Below are 15,033 nucleotides of genomic sequence, written 5' to 3' on the forward strand. Positions count from 1 at the left end.
GTTACCACACACGACAGGACAGGCAGCATGTTGTACGGGTTTTCAGGCGTTATTTTACAGGGCGCGATTGTTACGCTGGAGCTGGCTCTCAGCTCAGTTGTGCTGGCCGTTCTCATCGGTCTCGTCGGCGCGGGGGCAAAGCTGTCGCAAAGCCGCTCGATGGGGCTTATCTTCGAAGGATACACCACCCTGATTCGCGGGGTGCCGGATCTGGTCTTAATGCTGCTGATCTTCTACGGGTTGCAAATCGCGCTTAACGCGGTGACCGACGCGATAGGGATCGGCCAGATTGATATCGATCCTATGGTTGCAGGTATTATCACCCTGGGTTTCATCTACGGCGCCTATTTTACGGAAACGTTCCGTGGGGCGTTTATGGCCGTGCCCAAAGGGCATATTGAGGCGGCAACGGCTTTCGGTTTTACCAGCTCGCAAACCTTCCGCAGAATTATGTTTCCGGCAATGATGCGTTACGCCTTGCCGGGCATTGGCAATAACTGGCAGGTGATTCTCAAGGCGACGGCGCTGGTTTCACTTCTCGGACTGGAAGATGTGGTCAAAGCCACTCAGTTGGCGGGTAAAAGCACCTGGGAACCGTTCTATTTCGCGGTGGTGTGTGGGGTCATCTATCTGGTATTTACCACGGTCTCGAATGGCGTGTTGCTCTTCCTTGAGCGTCGCTACTCTGTGGGTGTGAAGAGGGCTGACCTGTGATCGAAATTATTCAGGAGTACTGGAAATCCCTGCTCTGGAGCGATGGCTATCGCTATACAGGCGTGGCGATTACCTTGTGGTTGCTGATTTCCTCTGTGGTGATGGGCGGGGTTCTGGCCGTGTTTATGGCCATCGGTCGCGTCTCAAGCAATAAGTTCATCCAGTTTCCTATCTGGCTGTTTACCTATATTTTTCGTGGTACGCCGCTTTATGTGCAACTGCTGGTGTTCTATTCCGGGATGTATACGCTGGAGATCGTTAAAGGTACTGATTTCCTCAATGCGTTTTTCCGCAGTGGGCTTAACTGTACGGTGCTGGCGCTCACGCTGAATACCTGTGCTTATACCACCGAAATTTTTGCGGGCGCTATTCGCTCGGTACCGCACGGCGAGATTGAAGCAGCACGTGCTTATGGCTTCTCATCGTTCAAAATGTATCGCTGCATTATTTTGCCTTCCGCATTGCGAATTGCGTTGCCAGCATACAGCAATGAAGTCATTTTAATGCTGCACTCAACGGCGCTGGCATTTACGGCGACGGTGCCGGATTTGTTGAAAATCGCCCGCGATATCAACTCGGCAACTTACCAGCCGTTTACCGCATTCGGTATTGCCGCCGTACTGTATTTGATTATTTCGTATGTCCTGATCAGTCTGTTCCGTAAAGCGGAAAAACGCTGGTTGCAGCATGTAAAACCTTCGACGCACTGAGAACATGATGTCTGAGAATAAATTAAACGTAATCGATTTACACAAACACTACGGTGAGCATGAAGTGCTGAAAGGGGTATCGCTGCAGGCTAATGCCGGGGATGTGATCAGCATTATCGGCTCATCCGGCTCCGGGAAAAGTACCTTTCTGCGCTGCATTAACTTCCTCGAAAAACCGAGTGAAGGATTAATCGTGGTCAACGGACAGAACATCAATCTGGTTCGGGACACCGATGGTCAGCTCAAGGTGGCGGATAAAAACCAGCTGCGTTTGCTGCGTACGCGTCTGACGATGGTATTCCAGCATTTCAACCTCTGGAGCCACATGACCGTGCTGGAAAACGTCATGGAAGCGCCCATTCAGGTGTTAGGTCTGAGCAAGCAGGAAGCCCGCGAACGTGCGGTGAAGTACCTTGCGAAGGTTGGCATTGATGAGCGCGCTCAGGGGAAATACCCGGTGCATCTTTCCGGCGGTCAGCAGCAGCGCGTCTCTATCGCGCGCGCGTTGGCCATGGAGCCAGAAGTATTGTTATTTGATGAACCGACTTCGGCGCTTGATCCGGAGCTGGTAGGCGAAGTGTTGCGAATCATGCAACAACTGGCGGAAGAGGGGAAAACCATGGTCGTGGTGACCCATGAAATGGGCTTTGCTCGCCATGTTTCCACCCACGTGATCTTCCTGCACCAGGGGAAAATTGAAGAAGAAGGTGATCCAGAGCAGCTGTTTGGTAATCCGCAAAGTCCCCGCCTGCAGCAGTTCCTTAAGGGATCGTTGAAGTAACCTTTTGCCCGGTGGTATAACGCCACCGGGTGCGCATTATGACGTGCGTATCCGATGCTTACACTGGGTTGCGCTCAAGGCGATACACCCAGTCATCGTAGTGTATGCCATTGACCTCATACGCTTTCTCCAGCACCTGAGTACGTATAAATCCCTGTTTCTCCAGCACGCGCGCGGAAGGCGTGTTATCCGCCAGCACGTAACCGTTAATCGCGTTTACACCCGTTTGGGTAAAGGCGTACCGGCAGATTGCCTGAAGTGCTTCGCTGGCAATCCCTTTGCCTTGTGCCGATGGGATCACGGTATAGCCGACATCGGCTTCCTGCGGATGCAGATGGCTTATCCGTAACCCAATATCGCCCAGCGGTGTCCCGTTTTTCTGATCGCGAATAACAAAGGTATGCTGTGCGGCAAGGCGACGGGCAAACAGGAGGCGGGTTTCTCTTTCCGGGCTGATATTAGCCATAAAACGCATAATGTCCGGGTTTTCACGCAGCGCCAGGAAAAACAGCCAGTCTGAAGGTTGAAAAGGGGACAGAGTGAGTCGTGATGTCGTAATGATCGCCATAAAGTCGTTATTCCGGTAGTCAGGCTTATCACCTTACCACCGGAACGATTGTGATGAACAGAGGAGGGGATTAGTGGACAACATCCGCCAGCGCCTCTTCTAAGTCGTACCAGCGAAAAGCAAATCCGGATGCCTCCAGCCGTTTGGGAAGTGCGCGTTGTCCACCGAGAACCAGCACGGAAGATTCGCCCATCAGCAGCCGAATGGCGGTAGCCGGTATGCGAACAATGGCGGGACGGTTCAGCGCATGACCCAGCGCATGGGCGAATTGTTCATTGCGCACGGGATACGGCGAAACCATATTGAAAGGTCCCTGCAGGTCGTGATTGAGCAACCAGAGAATCCCGTTGACCATATCATCGATGTGGATCCAGGCCAGGTATTGACGTCCGGTACCGATAGGTCCGCCCATCCCGATACGAAAAGAGGGGACCATTTTCGCCAGAATCCCGCCTTTCGGCGCCAGTACCACGCCGGTCCGCAGCAGACAAACCCGTGTTTTTTCACTTTGCGCGCTGCTGGCGATCTGCTCCCAGCGCGCACAAAGTTTATGGGTAAACTCGTTGTGAGGCGGCTCTTCTTCTGTCACCACTACTTCACCCAGATCGCCGTAATAGCCAGCGGCGGAACCGGAGATCAGCACCGCAGGGGGCGTGTCGCTGGCGTTGATTAAGTCCGCCAGCTTTTGTGTGATGCTCCAGCGGCTCTGGCACAAGCGTTCCTTTTGCTGTTCGGTCCAGCGTTTGTCGGCAATGGGTTCCCCGGCGAGGTTAATCACGGCGTCAACGTGGTTGAGGTTTTTCTTATCCTCCAGCCCTTTCCAGAGTATGACCCGGGAGTCCAGAATCTGGCGTGCCTTTTCAGGGTTGCGCGTTACAACCGTCACCTGATGTCCTGATTCCAGCAAACGGGGGATCAAATGACGTCCAATAAGACCAGTACCACCGGTTACCACTATTTCCATACCGCCTCCCGAAGTCTGCGCTTAGCGTCGCCAGTTCAGCGTCATTGAGACGGAGTCGGCGTAACGCAGTGCATGTAGTTTATCGATCTCTACTTCAGCATAAGTGACCCAGTGATGTTCACGTGCGATATCGAGCACATCCTGAGTTAATTTTTCCAACAATGAGAAGCGGTTGCTCTCAACATGCCCAATGATGCTTTTGGTGATGGTGCGATAATTCAGCGCATCGCTGATGTCCTCGCTGGTGCGTGCGTTTTCCGCCGGATAATGAATAACAACATTGATGACAATGTCCTGGCGGTTGTTGATCTCTTCTTCTTTGATACCAATAAACGTGCGCAGGCGAAGATTTTTTATACGAATAATAGCGTCAGACTGTGACATTGCAGGTCTCCTCCATGTATGAACCTCTGCATGATACACGAGAATAGGAATGCTTTATCTCCCCCGAACGAGGGCGCGTCTACTGCACGTGCTGCATTGCCCGCACTGTCGCGGGACGTGTACGGATACGTTCGAACCAGTTATTGACCGCCGGAAACATATCGAGATCGATCCGTTGCCGTTGATGTGCATTTATCCATGGCCAGCACGCGATATCGGCAATGCTGTACCGATCGCCGCCCAGCCACGGGGAAGACTCCAGACGTTTGTTCAGCACGTTGTACAGACGCTGCGTCTCAACCTGATATCGTTCAATCGCGTAGGGGATCGTCTGTGGCGCAAAGTGGTTGAAGTGATGATTCTGGCCGAGCATCGGGCCAAGACCGCCGACTTGCCAGAAAAGCCATGTGAGCGTCGTGTGGCGTTCGCGTAACTTTTCACTCAGCAATTGCCCGGTTTTTTCCGCCAAATACAGCAAGATCTCACCCGATTCAAACACACTGAACGGCGCGCCGCCGTCTACAGGGGTATGGTCAACAATCGCCGGAATTTTATTGTTGGGCGAGATAGCTAAAAATTCGGGGCGGAACTGACTACCTTTACTGATATCCACGTTGATCAGACGATAGTCAAGGCGGGTCTCTTCCAGAAACAGCGTAATTTTATGCCCGTTGGGGGTAGGGGCGTAGTAGAGGTCGATCATTTCAGCTCCCGTGCATATCGAAAAAATGGCTGACCAACACAAGTATAGAAAGCCTCTTGCGGTACGTGAGTTTTCATCAAGTGACAGCGCGTAAAAGACTCTATATTTTGAGATAACGCCTAAACATCGATGAGGATATTATGAGCAAGCCCGCGATAACGCTCTGGTCAGACGCTAACTTTTTTTCTCCCTACGTGATGTCTGTCTACGTTGCCCTGCAGGAGAAAGGGCTTCCCTTTACCCTCAAAACCGTTGATCTGAACAATGGTGAACATTTACAACCGACCTGGCAGGGTTATGCGCTCACCCGTCGCGTCCCGGTGCTGGAGATCGAGGGTTTTGAACTCAGCGAATCTTCGGCCATCGCGGAGTATCTGGAAGATCGCTTCGCGCCGCCGCAATGGGAGCGCATTTACCCTCTCGATTTGCAAAAACGTGCTCGTGCTCGCCAGATTCAGGCATGGTTGCGCAGCGACTTGATGCCGATTCGCGAAGAGCGTCCCACGGATGTGGTGTTTGCAGGCGCGAAAAAGGGCCCTCTCAGCGAGGCGGGAAAAGCCAGCGTGGAGAAATTGTTTGCGACAGCTGGCAATTTGCTTGCCCACGGCAAACCGAATTTATTTGGCGAATGGTGCATTGCCGATAGCGATCTGGCGTTAATGATTAACCGCCTGGTGCTACAGGGTGATGAGGTGCCTGAACCGCTGGCTGAATATGCAGCATTCCAGTGGCAGCGCGCTTCTGTCCAGCGTTTTATCGCGCTTTCCGCGAAGCGTTCTGGCTGATAATCCACGCGTATTCCAGTATCATAGAGGGGTTATTTACGACGAGGAGTGAGTGATGAAACTGATGTTTGCATCAGACATTCATGGGTCGTTACCGGCCACGGAACGTGTACTCGAACTGTTTACTAAAAGCGGTGCACAATGGCTGGTGATACTGGGGGATGTGCTGAACCACGGCCCGCGCAATGCGTTGCCGGAAGGCTATGCGCCTGCTCAGGTTGCAGACCTTCTAAACACACAGGCCGGGCGGATCATTGCCGTGCGGGGCAACTGCGACAGCGAAGTGGATCAAATGCTGCTTCATTTCCCGATGACGGCGCCCTGGCAGCAGATACTGATGGAAAACCAGCGCCTGTTTCTGACGCATGGGCACCTTTTCGGACCGGAGAACCTTCCTGCATTAAATGCCGGTGATGTGCTGGTGTATGGACATACACATCTGCCTGTTGCAGAAAAGCGGGGAGAGGTATATCACTTTAATCCAGGTTCGGTGAGCATCCCGAAAGGTGGCTTTAAGGCAAGCTACGGGATTCTGGATGATAATGTTATACGTGTTATCGCACTCAATGATCAAAGTACCATTGCGCAGATGACAATTAATCCGTAATTTACCCCACAATTGTAAACGCGCCGTAAGAGCGCTAGATAAAGAAGGTTTCCTGATGGTGGAACAGCGTCGTTTGGCAAGTACTGAATGGGTGGACATTGTGAATGAAGACAACGAAGTCATCGCACAATCCAGCCGCGAACAAATGCGGGCGCAATGTTTACGTCATCGTGCAACATACATCGTTGTGCATGATGGCATGGGCAAAATCCTGGTTCAGCGTCGTACCGAAACAAAAGACTTTTTGCCGGGTATGTTAGATGCCACTGCGGGTGGTGTGGTACAGGCCGATGAGCAATTGCTTGAATCCGCTCGCCGTGAAGCGGAAGAAGAGCTGGGTATTGCAGGCGTTCCGTTTGCTGAACACGGCCAGTTCTATTTCGAAGATAAACACTGCCGCGTGTGGGGCGCTCTGTTTAGCTGCGTATCCCACGGCCCGTTTGCGCTTCAGGAAGCCGAAATCAGTGAGGTCTGCTGGCTGACGCCCGCGGAGATTACCGCGCGCTGCGATGAGTTTACGCCCGATTCGCTGAAAGCATTGGCGCTGTGGATGACCCGCAATGCGAAGAATGAAACCGCCACGGCGGAAGAAACAGAATAATACTGTTTTGCAGAAGTAAAAAAGGCAGCCTGATGGCTGCCTTTTTCGTCTCACCGCCAGATAATCTGTTCGATTATCTGGCGAGATATTACTGCTGCTGTGAAGACTGAATCGCGGTCAGAGCGATGGTGTAGACGATATCGTCTACCAGCGCGCCACGGGACAGGTCGTTCACCGGCTTGCGCATACCCTGCAGCATCGGCCCGATGGAGATCAGGTCGGCAGAACGCTGTACCGCTTTGTAGGTGGTGTTACCGGTGTTCAGATCCGGGAAGATGAACACGGTAGCGCGACCAGCAACCGGAGAGTTCGGCGCTTTTGACTTCGCAACATCAGCCATAACTGCGGCGTCATACTGCAGCGGACCATCGATCATCAGGTCAGGACGTTTTTCCTGCGCCAGACGAGTCGCTTCGCGTACTTTCTCTACATCGCTACCTGCACCAGAGGTGCCTGTGGAGTAGGAGAGCATTGCCACGCGCGGTTCGATACCGAAGGCGGTCGCGGAGTCAGCAGACTGAATCGCGATTTCTGCCAGCTGTTCTGCGGTCGGATCCGGGTTGATCGCGCAGTCGCCGTAAACGTAAACCTGTTCCGGCAGCAGCATGAAGAACACAGAAGACACCAGAGAGCTACCCGGCGCAGTTTTGATCAGCTGCAGCGGCGGACGAATGGTGTTCGCGGTGGTGTGAACGGCACCGGAAACCAGACCGTCAACGTCGTCCTGTTCCAGCATCAGAGTACCGAGAACCACGTTGTCTTCCAGCTGTTCGCGGGCAACAGTTTCGGTCATGCCTTTGTTTTTACGCAGTTCGACCAGGCGAGCCACATAGCTTTCGCGAACCACATCCGGGTCAACGATTTCTACGCCAGCACCCAGTTCAACGCCCTGAGAGGCAGCAACACGGGTGATCTCATCCGGGTTACCCAACAGTACGCAGGTTGCGATACCACGTTCAGCACAGATGGCGGCGGCTTTAACGGTACGCGGCTCATCGCCTTCCGGCAGAACAACACGTTTACCGGCTTTACGCGCCAGTTCGGTCAACTGGTAACGGAACGCAGGCGGAGACAGGCGACGGCTACGCTCAGAGGTCGCAGTCAGAGACTCGATCCAGTCAGCGTTGATGTAGTTAGCTACATATTCCTGAACTTTCTCGATGCGCTCGTGATCGTCAACCGGTACTTCCAGGTTGAAGCTCTGCAGGCTCAGGGAGGTCTGCCAGGTGTTGGTGTTCACCATAAATACCGGCAGGCCGGTTTCGAAAGCACGTTCGCACAGTTTAGTGATGCGCGCGTCCATTTCGTAGCCGCCAGTCAGCAGCAGGGCGCCGATTTCTACGCCGTTCATTGCGGCCAGGCATGCTGCAACCAGCACGTCCGGACGGTCAGCGGAAGTCACCAGCAGAGAACCTGCGCGGAAGTGTTCCAGCATGTGCGGAATGCTGCGTGCACAGAAGGTGACAGACTTCACGCGACGCGTGTTGATATCGCCTTCGTTAACCACGGTAGCGTTCAGATGACGCGCCATGTCGATTGCACGCGTTGCGATAAGGTCGAAGCTCCATGGCACTGCGCCGAGAACCGGCAGCGGGCTGGATTCTTGCAATTTAGCCGGATCAACTTTAACCACTTTCGCTTTGGAGGAGTCGTCAAAAATCTCGGACAGATCCGGGCGAGTACGGCCTTGTTCGTCAACAGGTGCGTTCAGCTTGTTAACGATAACGCCAGTAATGTTGGTGTTTTTGGCGCCGCCGAAGCTGCTGCGAGTCAGTTCAATACGCTCGTTCAGCTGTTCTGGCGTGTCGGTGCCCTGAGACATGACAAACACGATTTCCGCGTTCAGCGTTTTCGCGATTTCAAAGTTCAGCGCCTGAGCAAACTGATGTTTACGGGTCGGTACCAGACCTTCAACCAGAACGACTTCTGCATCTTTGGTGTTCGCGTGATAGTTCGCGATGATCTCTTCCATCAGCACATCTTTCTGATTGCTGGAGAGCAGAGATTCTACGTAGCTCATGTTCAGCGGTTCTGCCGCTGGCACAGAAGAGTTAGCACGTAAGATGGTCGTGGTCTGGTCTGGCGCATCGCCACCGGAGCGCGGCTGAGCGATTGGCTTAAAGACGCTCAGACGAACGCCTTTACGTTCCATAGCACGGATCACGCCAAGGCTGACGCTGGTCAGGCCGACGCTGGTTCCGGTAGGGATCAGCATAATAATACGGGACACGGTTTATCCTCTTTCGTTACCACCGGTTTCGGCGGGTTACAAAACAGCACCGCCAGCAAGGCTGGCGGTGTGAAATCAGGCAGTCAGACGGCTCGCGTCTTGCGCGATAACCAGTTCTTCGTTGGTTGGGATAACCACCGCAGGACGGGTACCTTCTTTATTGATGAAACCAGATTTGCCGAAACGGGCAGCCAGGTTGCGTTCGTGGTCAACTTCAAAGCCCAGCACGCCCAGTTTGCCCAGAGACAGTTCGCGAACCATCGCCGCGTTTTCACCGATACCACCGGTGAAGACAACAGCGTCCAGACGACCATCCATCAGCGCAGTGTAAGAGCCGATGTATTTCGCCAGACGGTGGCAGTAAACGTCCATTGCACGTTTAGCGTCTTCCTTGGTGGTGTAGTTGTCTTCAACGTAGCGGCAATCGCTGGTGACTTCGGTCAGACCCAGCAGGCCAGACTCTTTGGTCAGCATTTTGTTGATCGCGTCAACGCTCATGCCCAGGGTGTCGTGCAGGTGGAAGATAATCGCCGGGTCAATATCACCGGAACGCGTACCCATTACCAGACCTTCCAGCGGGGTCAGACCCATAGAAGTATCGACACATTGACCGTTACGGATAGCAGAAACAGAACCACCGTTGCCCAGGTGGCAGGTGATGATGTTCAGTTCTTCAACCGGTTTGTTCAGCATTTTTGCCGCTTCCTGAGTAACGAAGAAGTGGCTGGTGCCGTGCGCGCCGTAACGACGAACGCCGTGCTCTTTGTACAGGCTGTACGGCAGGGCATAGAGATAAGATTCTTCCGGCATAGTCTGATGGAACGCGGTGTCAAACACAGCAACGTTCTTGTCTTTCAGATTCGGGAAGGATTTCAGCGCTTCTGCGATACCGATCAAGTGAGCCGGGTTATGCAGCGGTGCGAAAGAGGCAGAGTCTTTGATGCCCTGGATAACGGAGTCATCAATAACCACGGAGCTGGTATACTTCTCACCGCCGTGTACGATACGATGACCAATAGCAGTCAGCTGCGCAGACAGTTCTGGTTTTTGTGCCAGAATAGTATTAACGATAAAGTTCAGCGCTTCACTGTGAGCGGCGCCTGCACCTAAAGCCGCTTCTTGTTTACCGCCGTCCATTTTCCATTTGATACGTGCTTCTGGGAGATGGAAACATTCGGCTAAACCAGAAAGGTACTCTTCACCATTAACTGCATCGATGATTGCAAATTTCAGTGAGGAGCTACCGCAGTTCAGAACCAGTACTAACTTACTCGACATGGAAGTACCTATTTATGATACGTGGCTAAAAAAACGTCAGTGAGCCATAGAGCGTAGCGCATGATGACGCTGACATTTATGATTAACATCATGCTCAATTATCTTTTTTGCATGATGGAAGAAATACCTTTGAGTCTATGCCATTTTGCGTATTTTTCAGCCAATGGCATACTGTATGTAAATTTGACGACTCAATAATTTTGTACTACTGGCCATACAGGCCGACACAGGATACCCGATAGTGGGTATCGAAGACAAAATGTTTTGAACGTTGTCCCATGCAGTTGTTGTTTTGCACAAATATTTTAATTTTTGTATGTGAAGTTGAGGTAAAGCCATGTCGACACCGGATAATCGCTCCGTAAATTTTTTTAGTTTGTTTCGCCGGGGGCAGCACTACGCAAAGACGTGGCCAATGGAAAAGCGACTCGCACCCGTTTTTGTTGAGAATCGCGTGATCCGGATGACGCGTTATGCCATTCGCTTTATGCCGCCCATTGCTGTGTTTACGCTGTGCTGGCAAATCGCGCTGGGAGGGCAACTCGGCCCTGCTGTAGCGACCGCTCTGTTCGCACTCAGTTTGCCGATGCAGGGGTTATGGTGGCTGGGTAAACGCTCCGTAACACCACTGCCCCCCTCAGTTTTGAGTTGGTTTTATGAGGTCCGCAGTAAATTACAGGAGGCCGGACAGGCGCTGGCGCCGGTAGAAGGTAAGCCTGATTATCAGGCATTAGCTGACACGCTTAAGCGCGCCTTCAAACAACTGGATAAAACTTTCCTTGATGATTTGTAATTGACCCCTGATTACGCATATAAAAGAAGGCATAAGATGCCTTCTTTTTTTTCACCGTAGTAGAAGTGATACAGGAGTCCCAAAATGGAAATGACTAACGCACAACGTCTTATTTTGTCTAACCAGTACAAAATGATGACCATGCTCGACCCGAGCAACGCCGAACGCTATCGTCGTATACAGACGATTATTGAGCGTGGCTATGGTTTGCAAATGCGTGAGCTGGATCGTGAGTTTGGCGAGTTGACCGAAGAAACCTGCCGCACGGTGATCGATATTATGGAAATGTATCACGCACTCCACGTTTCCTGGACTAACCTGAAAGACGCGCAATCTATTGATGAACGTCGTGTCACGTTCCTGGGTTTTGACGCGGCAACAGAAGCGCGTTACCTCGGCTATGTTCGCTTTATGGTGAATGTGGAAGGGCGCTATACTCATTTTGATGCGGGCACGCATGGTTTTAATGCTCAGACGCCGATGTGGGAGAAGTATCAACGTATGCTGAATGTCTGGCATTCTTGCCCGCGTCAGTATCACCTGAGCGCGAATGAAATTAATCAAATCATTAATGCCTGAGGGGGTCAGTGTGCAGTGCAAAGGTTTTCTGTTTGATCTGGATGGAACGCTGGTCGACTCATTGCCCGCCGTAGAGCGAGCGTGGTGCAACTGGGCCGATCGTTTTGGGCTCAATCACGATGACGTGCTGGGCTTTATACACGGCAAACAGGCGATCACCTCGCTAAGACACTTTATGGCGGGCAAGTCTGAATCGGAGATTGCGGCCGAGTTCTCGCGTCTGGAACAAATAGAGGCCACCGATACTGCCGGAATTGTCGCTCTGCCTGGCGCGATTGCATTGCTGAATCACCTCAATAAAGCCGGGATCCCCTGGGCGATTGTCACGTCAGGCTCCATGCCGGTTGCACGTGCCCGGCATAAGGCGGCGGGACTTCCTGTCCCGGAAGTCTTTGTCACGGCCGAACGGGTAAAAAGAGGCAAGCCGGAACCTGATGCATACCTGCTGGGCGCACAGTTGCTTGGGTTCTCGCCGCACGAATGTACCGTGGTTGAAGATGCGCCAGCCGGGATTCTTTCTGGCCTGGCCGCGGGATGCCACGTTATAGCGGTGAATGCGCCAGAAACGACCCCTCGCCTCGATGAAGTTGATTTTTCCCTGCAGAGTCTTGAACAGATTTCCGTGACTAAACAACCCAACGGAAATGTCGTGGTTCTCAGACATACCTGATCATGATTTAGCCCCGTCCATGCGGGGCTTTTTTATGGCAGAATCAGTCTATCCCCCTCATTACACAAGGATATGTTGTGAACGGTGAATTGATATGGGTCCTCTCCTTACTGGCGATCGCCGTTATCCTGTTTGCGACGGGCAAAGTGCGTATGGACGCGGTCGCTTTGCTGGTCATCGTGGCGTTTATTCTGAGCGGAACGCTGAGCATCACAGAGGCGTTTTCGGGGTTTAGCGATCCTAACGTTATCCTGATTGCTGCCTTATTTATCATCGGTGATGGCCTGGTGCGCACTGGCGTGGCGACCGTCATGGGGACCTGGCTGGTAAAAATGGCCGGTAGCAGTGAAATCAAAATGCTGGTGCTGCTGATGATTACGGTTGCCGGTCTGGGCGCGTTTATGAGCTCAACGGGCGTCGTTGCTATCTTCATTCCTGTGGTGTTAAGCGTGTCAATGCGTATGCAGACGTCACCTTCGCGTCTGATGATGCCGCTCAGTTTTGCCGGGCTTATCAGTGGGATGATGACGCTGGTCGCCACCCCCCCCAACCTGGTGGTCAACAGCGAATTGCTGCGCGAAGGGTTACACGGTTTTAGCTTCTTTAGCGTTACGCCGATTGGCCTGGTGGTCCTGGTGCTTGGGATCATCTATATGCTGCTGATGCGCTTCATGCTAAAAAGCGAGACGCCGGGGCAGCAGCGTGAAGGGTGGAAGCGGCGTACCTTCCGCGATTTAATCAAAGAGTATCGCCTGGCAGGACGCGCCCGCCGTCTTGCTATTCGTCCGGGCTCTCCGCTGGTAGGTCAGCGTCTGGACGACCTGAAATTGCGCGAGCGTTATGGCGCAAACGTCATTGGCGTGGAGCGCTGGCGACGTTTTCGGCGAGTGATCGTCAATGTTAATGGTGTGTCAGAATTTCGCGCCCGCGACGTGTTACTGATCGATATGTCGACGGCCGAGGTGGATCTCCGTCAGTTTTGCAGCGAGCAATTGCTGGAGCCGATGGTGCTGCGTGGGGAGTATTTTTCCGATCAGGCGCTGGATGTCGGGATGGCAGAGATTTCGCTGATCCCTGAATCAGAGTTAATTGGCAAATCGGTTCGGGAAATCGCCTTTCGTACACGTCACGGTCTGAATATTGTGGGTCTGAAACGTGACGGCGTTGCGATGGAAGGCGCCGTAGTCGATGAACCGTTGCTGATGGGCGATATTATTCTGGTGGTGGGAAACTGGAAGCAGATAAGCCTGCTGGCGCAACAAGGCCGTGACTTTGTGGTGCTCAATATGCCGGAGGAGGTCAGTGAGGCTTCACCTGCGCATAGCCAGGCGCCGCATGCGATTTTCTGTCTGGTGCTGATGGTGGCGTTGATGCTGACAGATGAAATTCCTAACCCTGTCGCCGCCATTATCGCCTGTCTGTTGATGGGTAAGTTTCGCTGCATTGACGCAGAAAGCGCCTACAAATCCATTCACTGGCCGAGCATCATCCTGATTGTCGGCATGATGCCTTTTGCGCTGGCGTTGCAAAAAACCGGCGGTGTCGATCTGGTGGTGAAAGGATTGATGGACGTTGGGGGCGGGTACGGTCCGTATATGATGCTGGCCTGCTTGTTTGTCATGTGTGCCAGCATCGGATTATTTATTTCTAATACCGCAACGGCGGTGCTGATGGCACCCATTGCGCTGGCGGCGGCGAAGTCTATGGGCGTTTCGCCGTATCCTTTTGCGATGGTGATTGCGATGGCGGCATCGGCGGCCTTCATGACGCCAGTATCGTCACCGGTCAATACGCTGGTTCTGGGGCCGGGGAACTACAGCTTCAGCGACTTTGTGAAACTGGGTGTGCCGTTTACCGTCATCGTGATGGTGGTATGTGTGGTAATGATACCGATGCTGTTTCCGTTCTGATTTTGTGTCGCGTTGCCGGATACGCTAACGCTTATCCGGCCTGGTACAGAAATTGTCTTACAGGCCGGATAAGACGTTTACCTCGTCATCTGGCAACGGTTATAGCGGAGAATCCTGGCTAATCTCATCCAGAGATAAATGGAAGCTTGGCACAAACACATCCATAAAATAGTCCATCTCTTCGCTGCGGCGCGATTCCAGCGTTTTTTCCAGACGCGCTTTTGCCAGCAAAAATTCATTGTTGCCAGCGGACAGCTCTTCCAGACATTTCAGATACGCGCACAGCGCATCGGCCTGTTTAACAATCGATTTTTCTTCTTCGCTGTAGGCTTGTTCATCAATCAGCGGCTCGAAAATATCACGTAGTTCCTCAGGCACCATATCGACCAGTTTCTGCTGAGCGATTTTCTCAATGGCTTTGTATTCCTGCGCAATCTGCGAGTTAAAGTATTTGACCGGAGTAGGCAGATCGCCTGTCAGGACCTCAGAGGCATCGTGATACATTGCCAACAGAGCAATACGCTCCGCATTGACCTGACCTGCAAATTTACGGTTTTTAATGGCGGCCAGCGCATGGGCGACCATGGCAACCTGCAGACTGTGTTCGGAGACGTTTTCCGTGCGTACATTACGCATTAGCGGCCAGCGGTTAATGAGTTTGAGGCGGGAGAGGTGGGCAAAAAAATGGCTCTGCTTCATAGTGACCTTTTCATCATGACAACCTGAAGGTCATTTTGCGCAGAGAACGCTGCCGGA

At 52.7% G+C, this 15,033-nt stretch carries 17 protein-coding genes; 10 read left to right on the plus strand and 7 right to left on the minus strand.

Translation table 11 applies throughout. The features are described from left to right. Positions 1-27: 27 nt before the first annotated feature. The 3 genes from JM656_RS07035 to hisP are packed head-to-tail and all read left to right on the plus strand — an operon-like array spanning position 28 to position 2,205. Positions 28-714 (plus strand): histidine ABC transporter permease HisQ, encoded by a 687-nt coding sequence (locus tag JM656_RS07035; RefSeq protein WP_162383101.1) that lies wholly within the window; start codon positions 28-30, stop codon positions 712-714. Further along, on the plus strand, positions 711-1,424 hold the full coding sequence (gene hisM / locus JM656_RS07040; protein ID WP_203360557.1) for a histidine ABC transporter permease HisM: 714 nt from the start codon (positions 711-713) through the stop codon (positions 1,422-1,424). Before JM656_RS07035 ends, hisM begins: the two co-directional genes overlap by 4 nt. A gap of 7 nt (positions 1,425-1,431) precedes the next feature. Then, positions 1,432-2,205 carry a histidine ABC transporter ATP-binding protein HisP gene (gene hisP, locus JM656_RS07045; RefSeq protein ID WP_203360558.1) on the plus strand — a complete coding sequence of 258 codons (774 nt, stop codon included), beginning with the start codon at positions 1,432-1,434 and terminating at the stop codon, positions 2,203-2,205. A gap of 58 nt (positions 2,206-2,263) precedes the next feature. Here the strand turns inward: hisP and JM656_RS07050 are convergent, their stop codons facing one another. From JM656_RS07050 to yfcG, 4 genes are all read right to left on the minus strand, one after another. Then, entirely contained in the window at positions 2,264-2,773 is a 510-nt protein-coding gene (locus tag JM656_RS07050) for a GNAT family N-acetyltransferase (RefSeq protein ID WP_203360559.1), read from the minus strand. A 70-nt stretch (positions 2,774-2,843) separates the two neighbouring features. Beyond that, positions 2,844-3,737 carry a TIGR01777 family oxidoreductase gene (locus tag JM656_RS07055; protein WP_203360560.1) on the minus strand — a complete coding sequence of 298 codons (894 nt, stop codon included), beginning with the start codon at positions 3,735-3,737 and terminating at the stop codon, positions 2,844-2,846. Positions 3,738-3,758: 21 nt separating this feature from the next. Beyond that, a complete protein-coding gene (gene folX, locus JM656_RS07060) occupies positions 3,759-4,121 on the minus strand; it encodes a dihydroneopterin triphosphate 2'-epimerase (RefSeq protein ID WP_203360561.1) in 363 nt (120 codons plus the stop codon). A gap of 79 nt (positions 4,122-4,200) precedes the next feature. Continuing rightward, complete coding sequence (yfcG, locus tag JM656_RS07065; RefSeq protein ID WP_203360562.1) at positions 4,201-4,824, minus strand: GSH-dependent disulfide bond oxidoreductase; 624 nt, start codon at positions 4,822-4,824, stop codon at positions 4,201-4,203. Positions 4,825-4,964: 140 nt separating this feature from the next. Between yfcG and yfcF the strand changes: the two genes are divergently transcribed. The 3 genes from yfcF to yfcD are packed head-to-tail and all read left to right on the plus strand — an operon-like array spanning position 4,965 to position 6,817. Further along, positions 4,965-5,609, plus strand: coding sequence for a glutathione transferase (yfcF, locus tag JM656_RS07070; protein ID WP_203360563.1), 645 nt, complete (start codon positions 4,965-4,967; stop codon positions 5,607-5,609). A 55-nt stretch (positions 5,610-5,664) separates the two neighbouring features. After that, on the plus strand, positions 5,665-6,216 hold the full coding sequence (gene yfcE, locus JM656_RS07075; RefSeq protein ID WP_203360564.1) for a phosphodiesterase: 552 nt from the start codon (positions 5,665-5,667) through the stop codon (positions 6,214-6,216). A gap of 55 nt (positions 6,217-6,271) precedes the next feature. Further along, positions 6,272-6,817 (plus strand): NUDIX hydrolase YfcD, encoded by a 546-nt coding sequence (yfcD, locus tag JM656_RS07080; RefSeq protein ID WP_192612907.1) that lies wholly within the window; start codon positions 6,272-6,274, stop codon positions 6,815-6,817. 88 nt (positions 6,818-6,905) lie between these two features. Here the strand turns inward: yfcD and pta are convergent, their stop codons facing one another. After that, a complete protein-coding gene (pta, locus tag JM656_RS07085) occupies positions 6,906-9,047 on the minus strand; it encodes a phosphate acetyltransferase (RefSeq protein WP_203360565.1) in 2,142 nt (713 codons plus the stop codon). Positions 9,048-9,122: 75 nt separating this feature from the next. Continuing rightward, a complete protein-coding gene (ackA, locus tag JM656_RS07090) occupies positions 9,123-10,325 on the minus strand; it encodes an acetate kinase (protein WP_192612905.1) in 1,203 nt (400 codons plus the stop codon). A 337-nt stretch (positions 10,326-10,662) separates the two neighbouring features. Between ackA and yfbV the strand changes: the two genes are divergently transcribed. The 4 genes from yfbV (at position 10,663) to JM656_RS07110 (ending at position 14,277) form a co-directional block, all read left to right on the plus strand. After that, complete coding sequence (gene yfbV, locus JM656_RS07095; RefSeq protein WP_192612904.1) at positions 10,663-11,118, plus strand: terminus macrodomain insulation protein YfbV; 456 nt, start codon at positions 10,663-10,665, stop codon at positions 11,116-11,118. An 84-nt stretch (positions 11,119-11,202) separates the two neighbouring features. After that, the gene (locus JM656_RS07100; RefSeq protein WP_162383089.1) at positions 11,203-11,697 is read left to right on the plus strand and encodes a YfbU family protein; all 495 of its coding nucleotides are present in this window, start codon (positions 11,203-11,205) and stop codon (positions 11,695-11,697) included. Next, entirely contained in the window at positions 11,690-12,367 is a 678-nt protein-coding gene (locus tag JM656_RS07105; protein ID WP_203361229.1) for a sugar phosphatase, read from the plus strand. The genes JM656_RS07100 and JM656_RS07105 overlap by 8 nt, the downstream gene beginning before the upstream one ends. 77 nt (positions 12,368-12,444) lie before the next feature. Further along, positions 12,445-14,277, plus strand: a complete 1,833-nt coding sequence (locus JM656_RS07110; RefSeq protein WP_203360566.1) for an SLC13 family permease — start codon at positions 12,445-12,447, stop codon at positions 14,275-14,277. A gap of 99 nt (positions 14,278-14,376) precedes the next feature. On the opposite strand, the gene yfbR is transcribed toward JM656_RS07110, so the two are convergent. Next, positions 14,377-14,976: a 5'-deoxynucleotidase gene (gene yfbR, locus JM656_RS07115; RefSeq protein ID WP_203360567.1), complete on the minus strand. Its 600-nt coding sequence runs from the start codon at positions 14,974-14,976 to the stop codon at positions 14,377-14,379. Positions 14,977-15,033: the final 57 nt, after the last annotated feature.

Origin of the sequence: Citrobacter sp. R56 (assembly GCF_016811995.1) — a bacterium.
Lineage (GTDB): Bacteria > Pseudomonadota > Gammaproteobacteria > Enterobacterales > Enterobacteriaceae > Citrobacter_D > Citrobacter_D enshiensis.

What these genes read in the sequence shown, in the direction of transcription:
- JM656_RS07100 (WP_162383089.1), top strand. Translation starts at nt 11,203, where the DNA reads ATGGAAATGACTAACGCACAACGTCTTATTTTGTCTAACCAGTACAAA.
- JM656_RS07105 (WP_203361229.1), top strand. Translation starts at nt 11,690, where the DNA reads ATGCCTGAGGGGGTCAGTGTGCAGTGCAAAGGTTTTCTGTTTGATCTG.
- yfbV (WP_192612904.1), top strand. Translation starts at nt 10,663, where the DNA reads ATGTCGACACCGGATAATCGCTCCGTAAATTTTTTTAGTTTGTTTCGC.
- JM656_RS07055 (WP_203360560.1), bottom strand. Translation starts at nt 3,737, where the DNA reads ATGGAAATAGTGGTAACCGGTGGTACTGGTCTTATTGGACGTCATTTG.
- yfcG (WP_203360562.1), bottom strand. Translation starts at nt 4,824, where the DNA reads ATGATCGACCTCTACTACGCCCCTACCCCCAACGGGCATAAAATTACG.
- yfcF (WP_203360563.1), top strand. Translation starts at nt 4,965, where the DNA reads ATGAGCAAGCCCGCGATAACGCTCTGGTCAGACGCTAACTTTTTTTCT.
- JM656_RS07050 (WP_203360559.1), bottom strand. Translation starts at nt 2,773, where the DNA reads ATGGCGATCATTACGACATCACGACTCACTCTGTCCCCTTTTCAACCT.
- yfcE (WP_203360564.1), top strand. Translation starts at nt 5,665, where the DNA reads ATGAAACTGATGTTTGCATCAGACATTCATGGGTCGTTACCGGCCACG.
- yfcD (WP_192612907.1), top strand. Translation starts at nt 6,272, where the DNA reads ATGGTGGAACAGCGTCGTTTGGCAAGTACTGAATGGGTGGACATTGTG.
- folX (WP_203360561.1), bottom strand. Translation starts at nt 4,121, where the DNA reads ATGTCACAGTCTGACGCTATTATTCGTATAAAAAATCTTCGCCTGCGC.
- hisP (WP_203360558.1), top strand. Translation starts at nt 1,432, where the DNA reads ATGTCTGAGAATAAATTAAACGTAATCGATTTACACAAACACTACGGT.
- ackA (WP_192612905.1), bottom strand. Translation starts at nt 10,325, where the DNA reads ATGTCGAGTAAGTTAGTACTGGTTCTGAACTGCGGTAGCTCCTCACTG.
- yfbR (WP_203360567.1), bottom strand. Translation starts at nt 14,976, where the DNA reads ATGAAGCAGAGCCATTTTTTTGCCCACCTCTCCCGCCTCAAACTCATT.
- JM656_RS07035 (WP_162383101.1), top strand. Translation starts at nt 28, where the DNA reads ATGTTGTACGGGTTTTCAGGCGTTATTTTACAGGGCGCGATTGTTACG.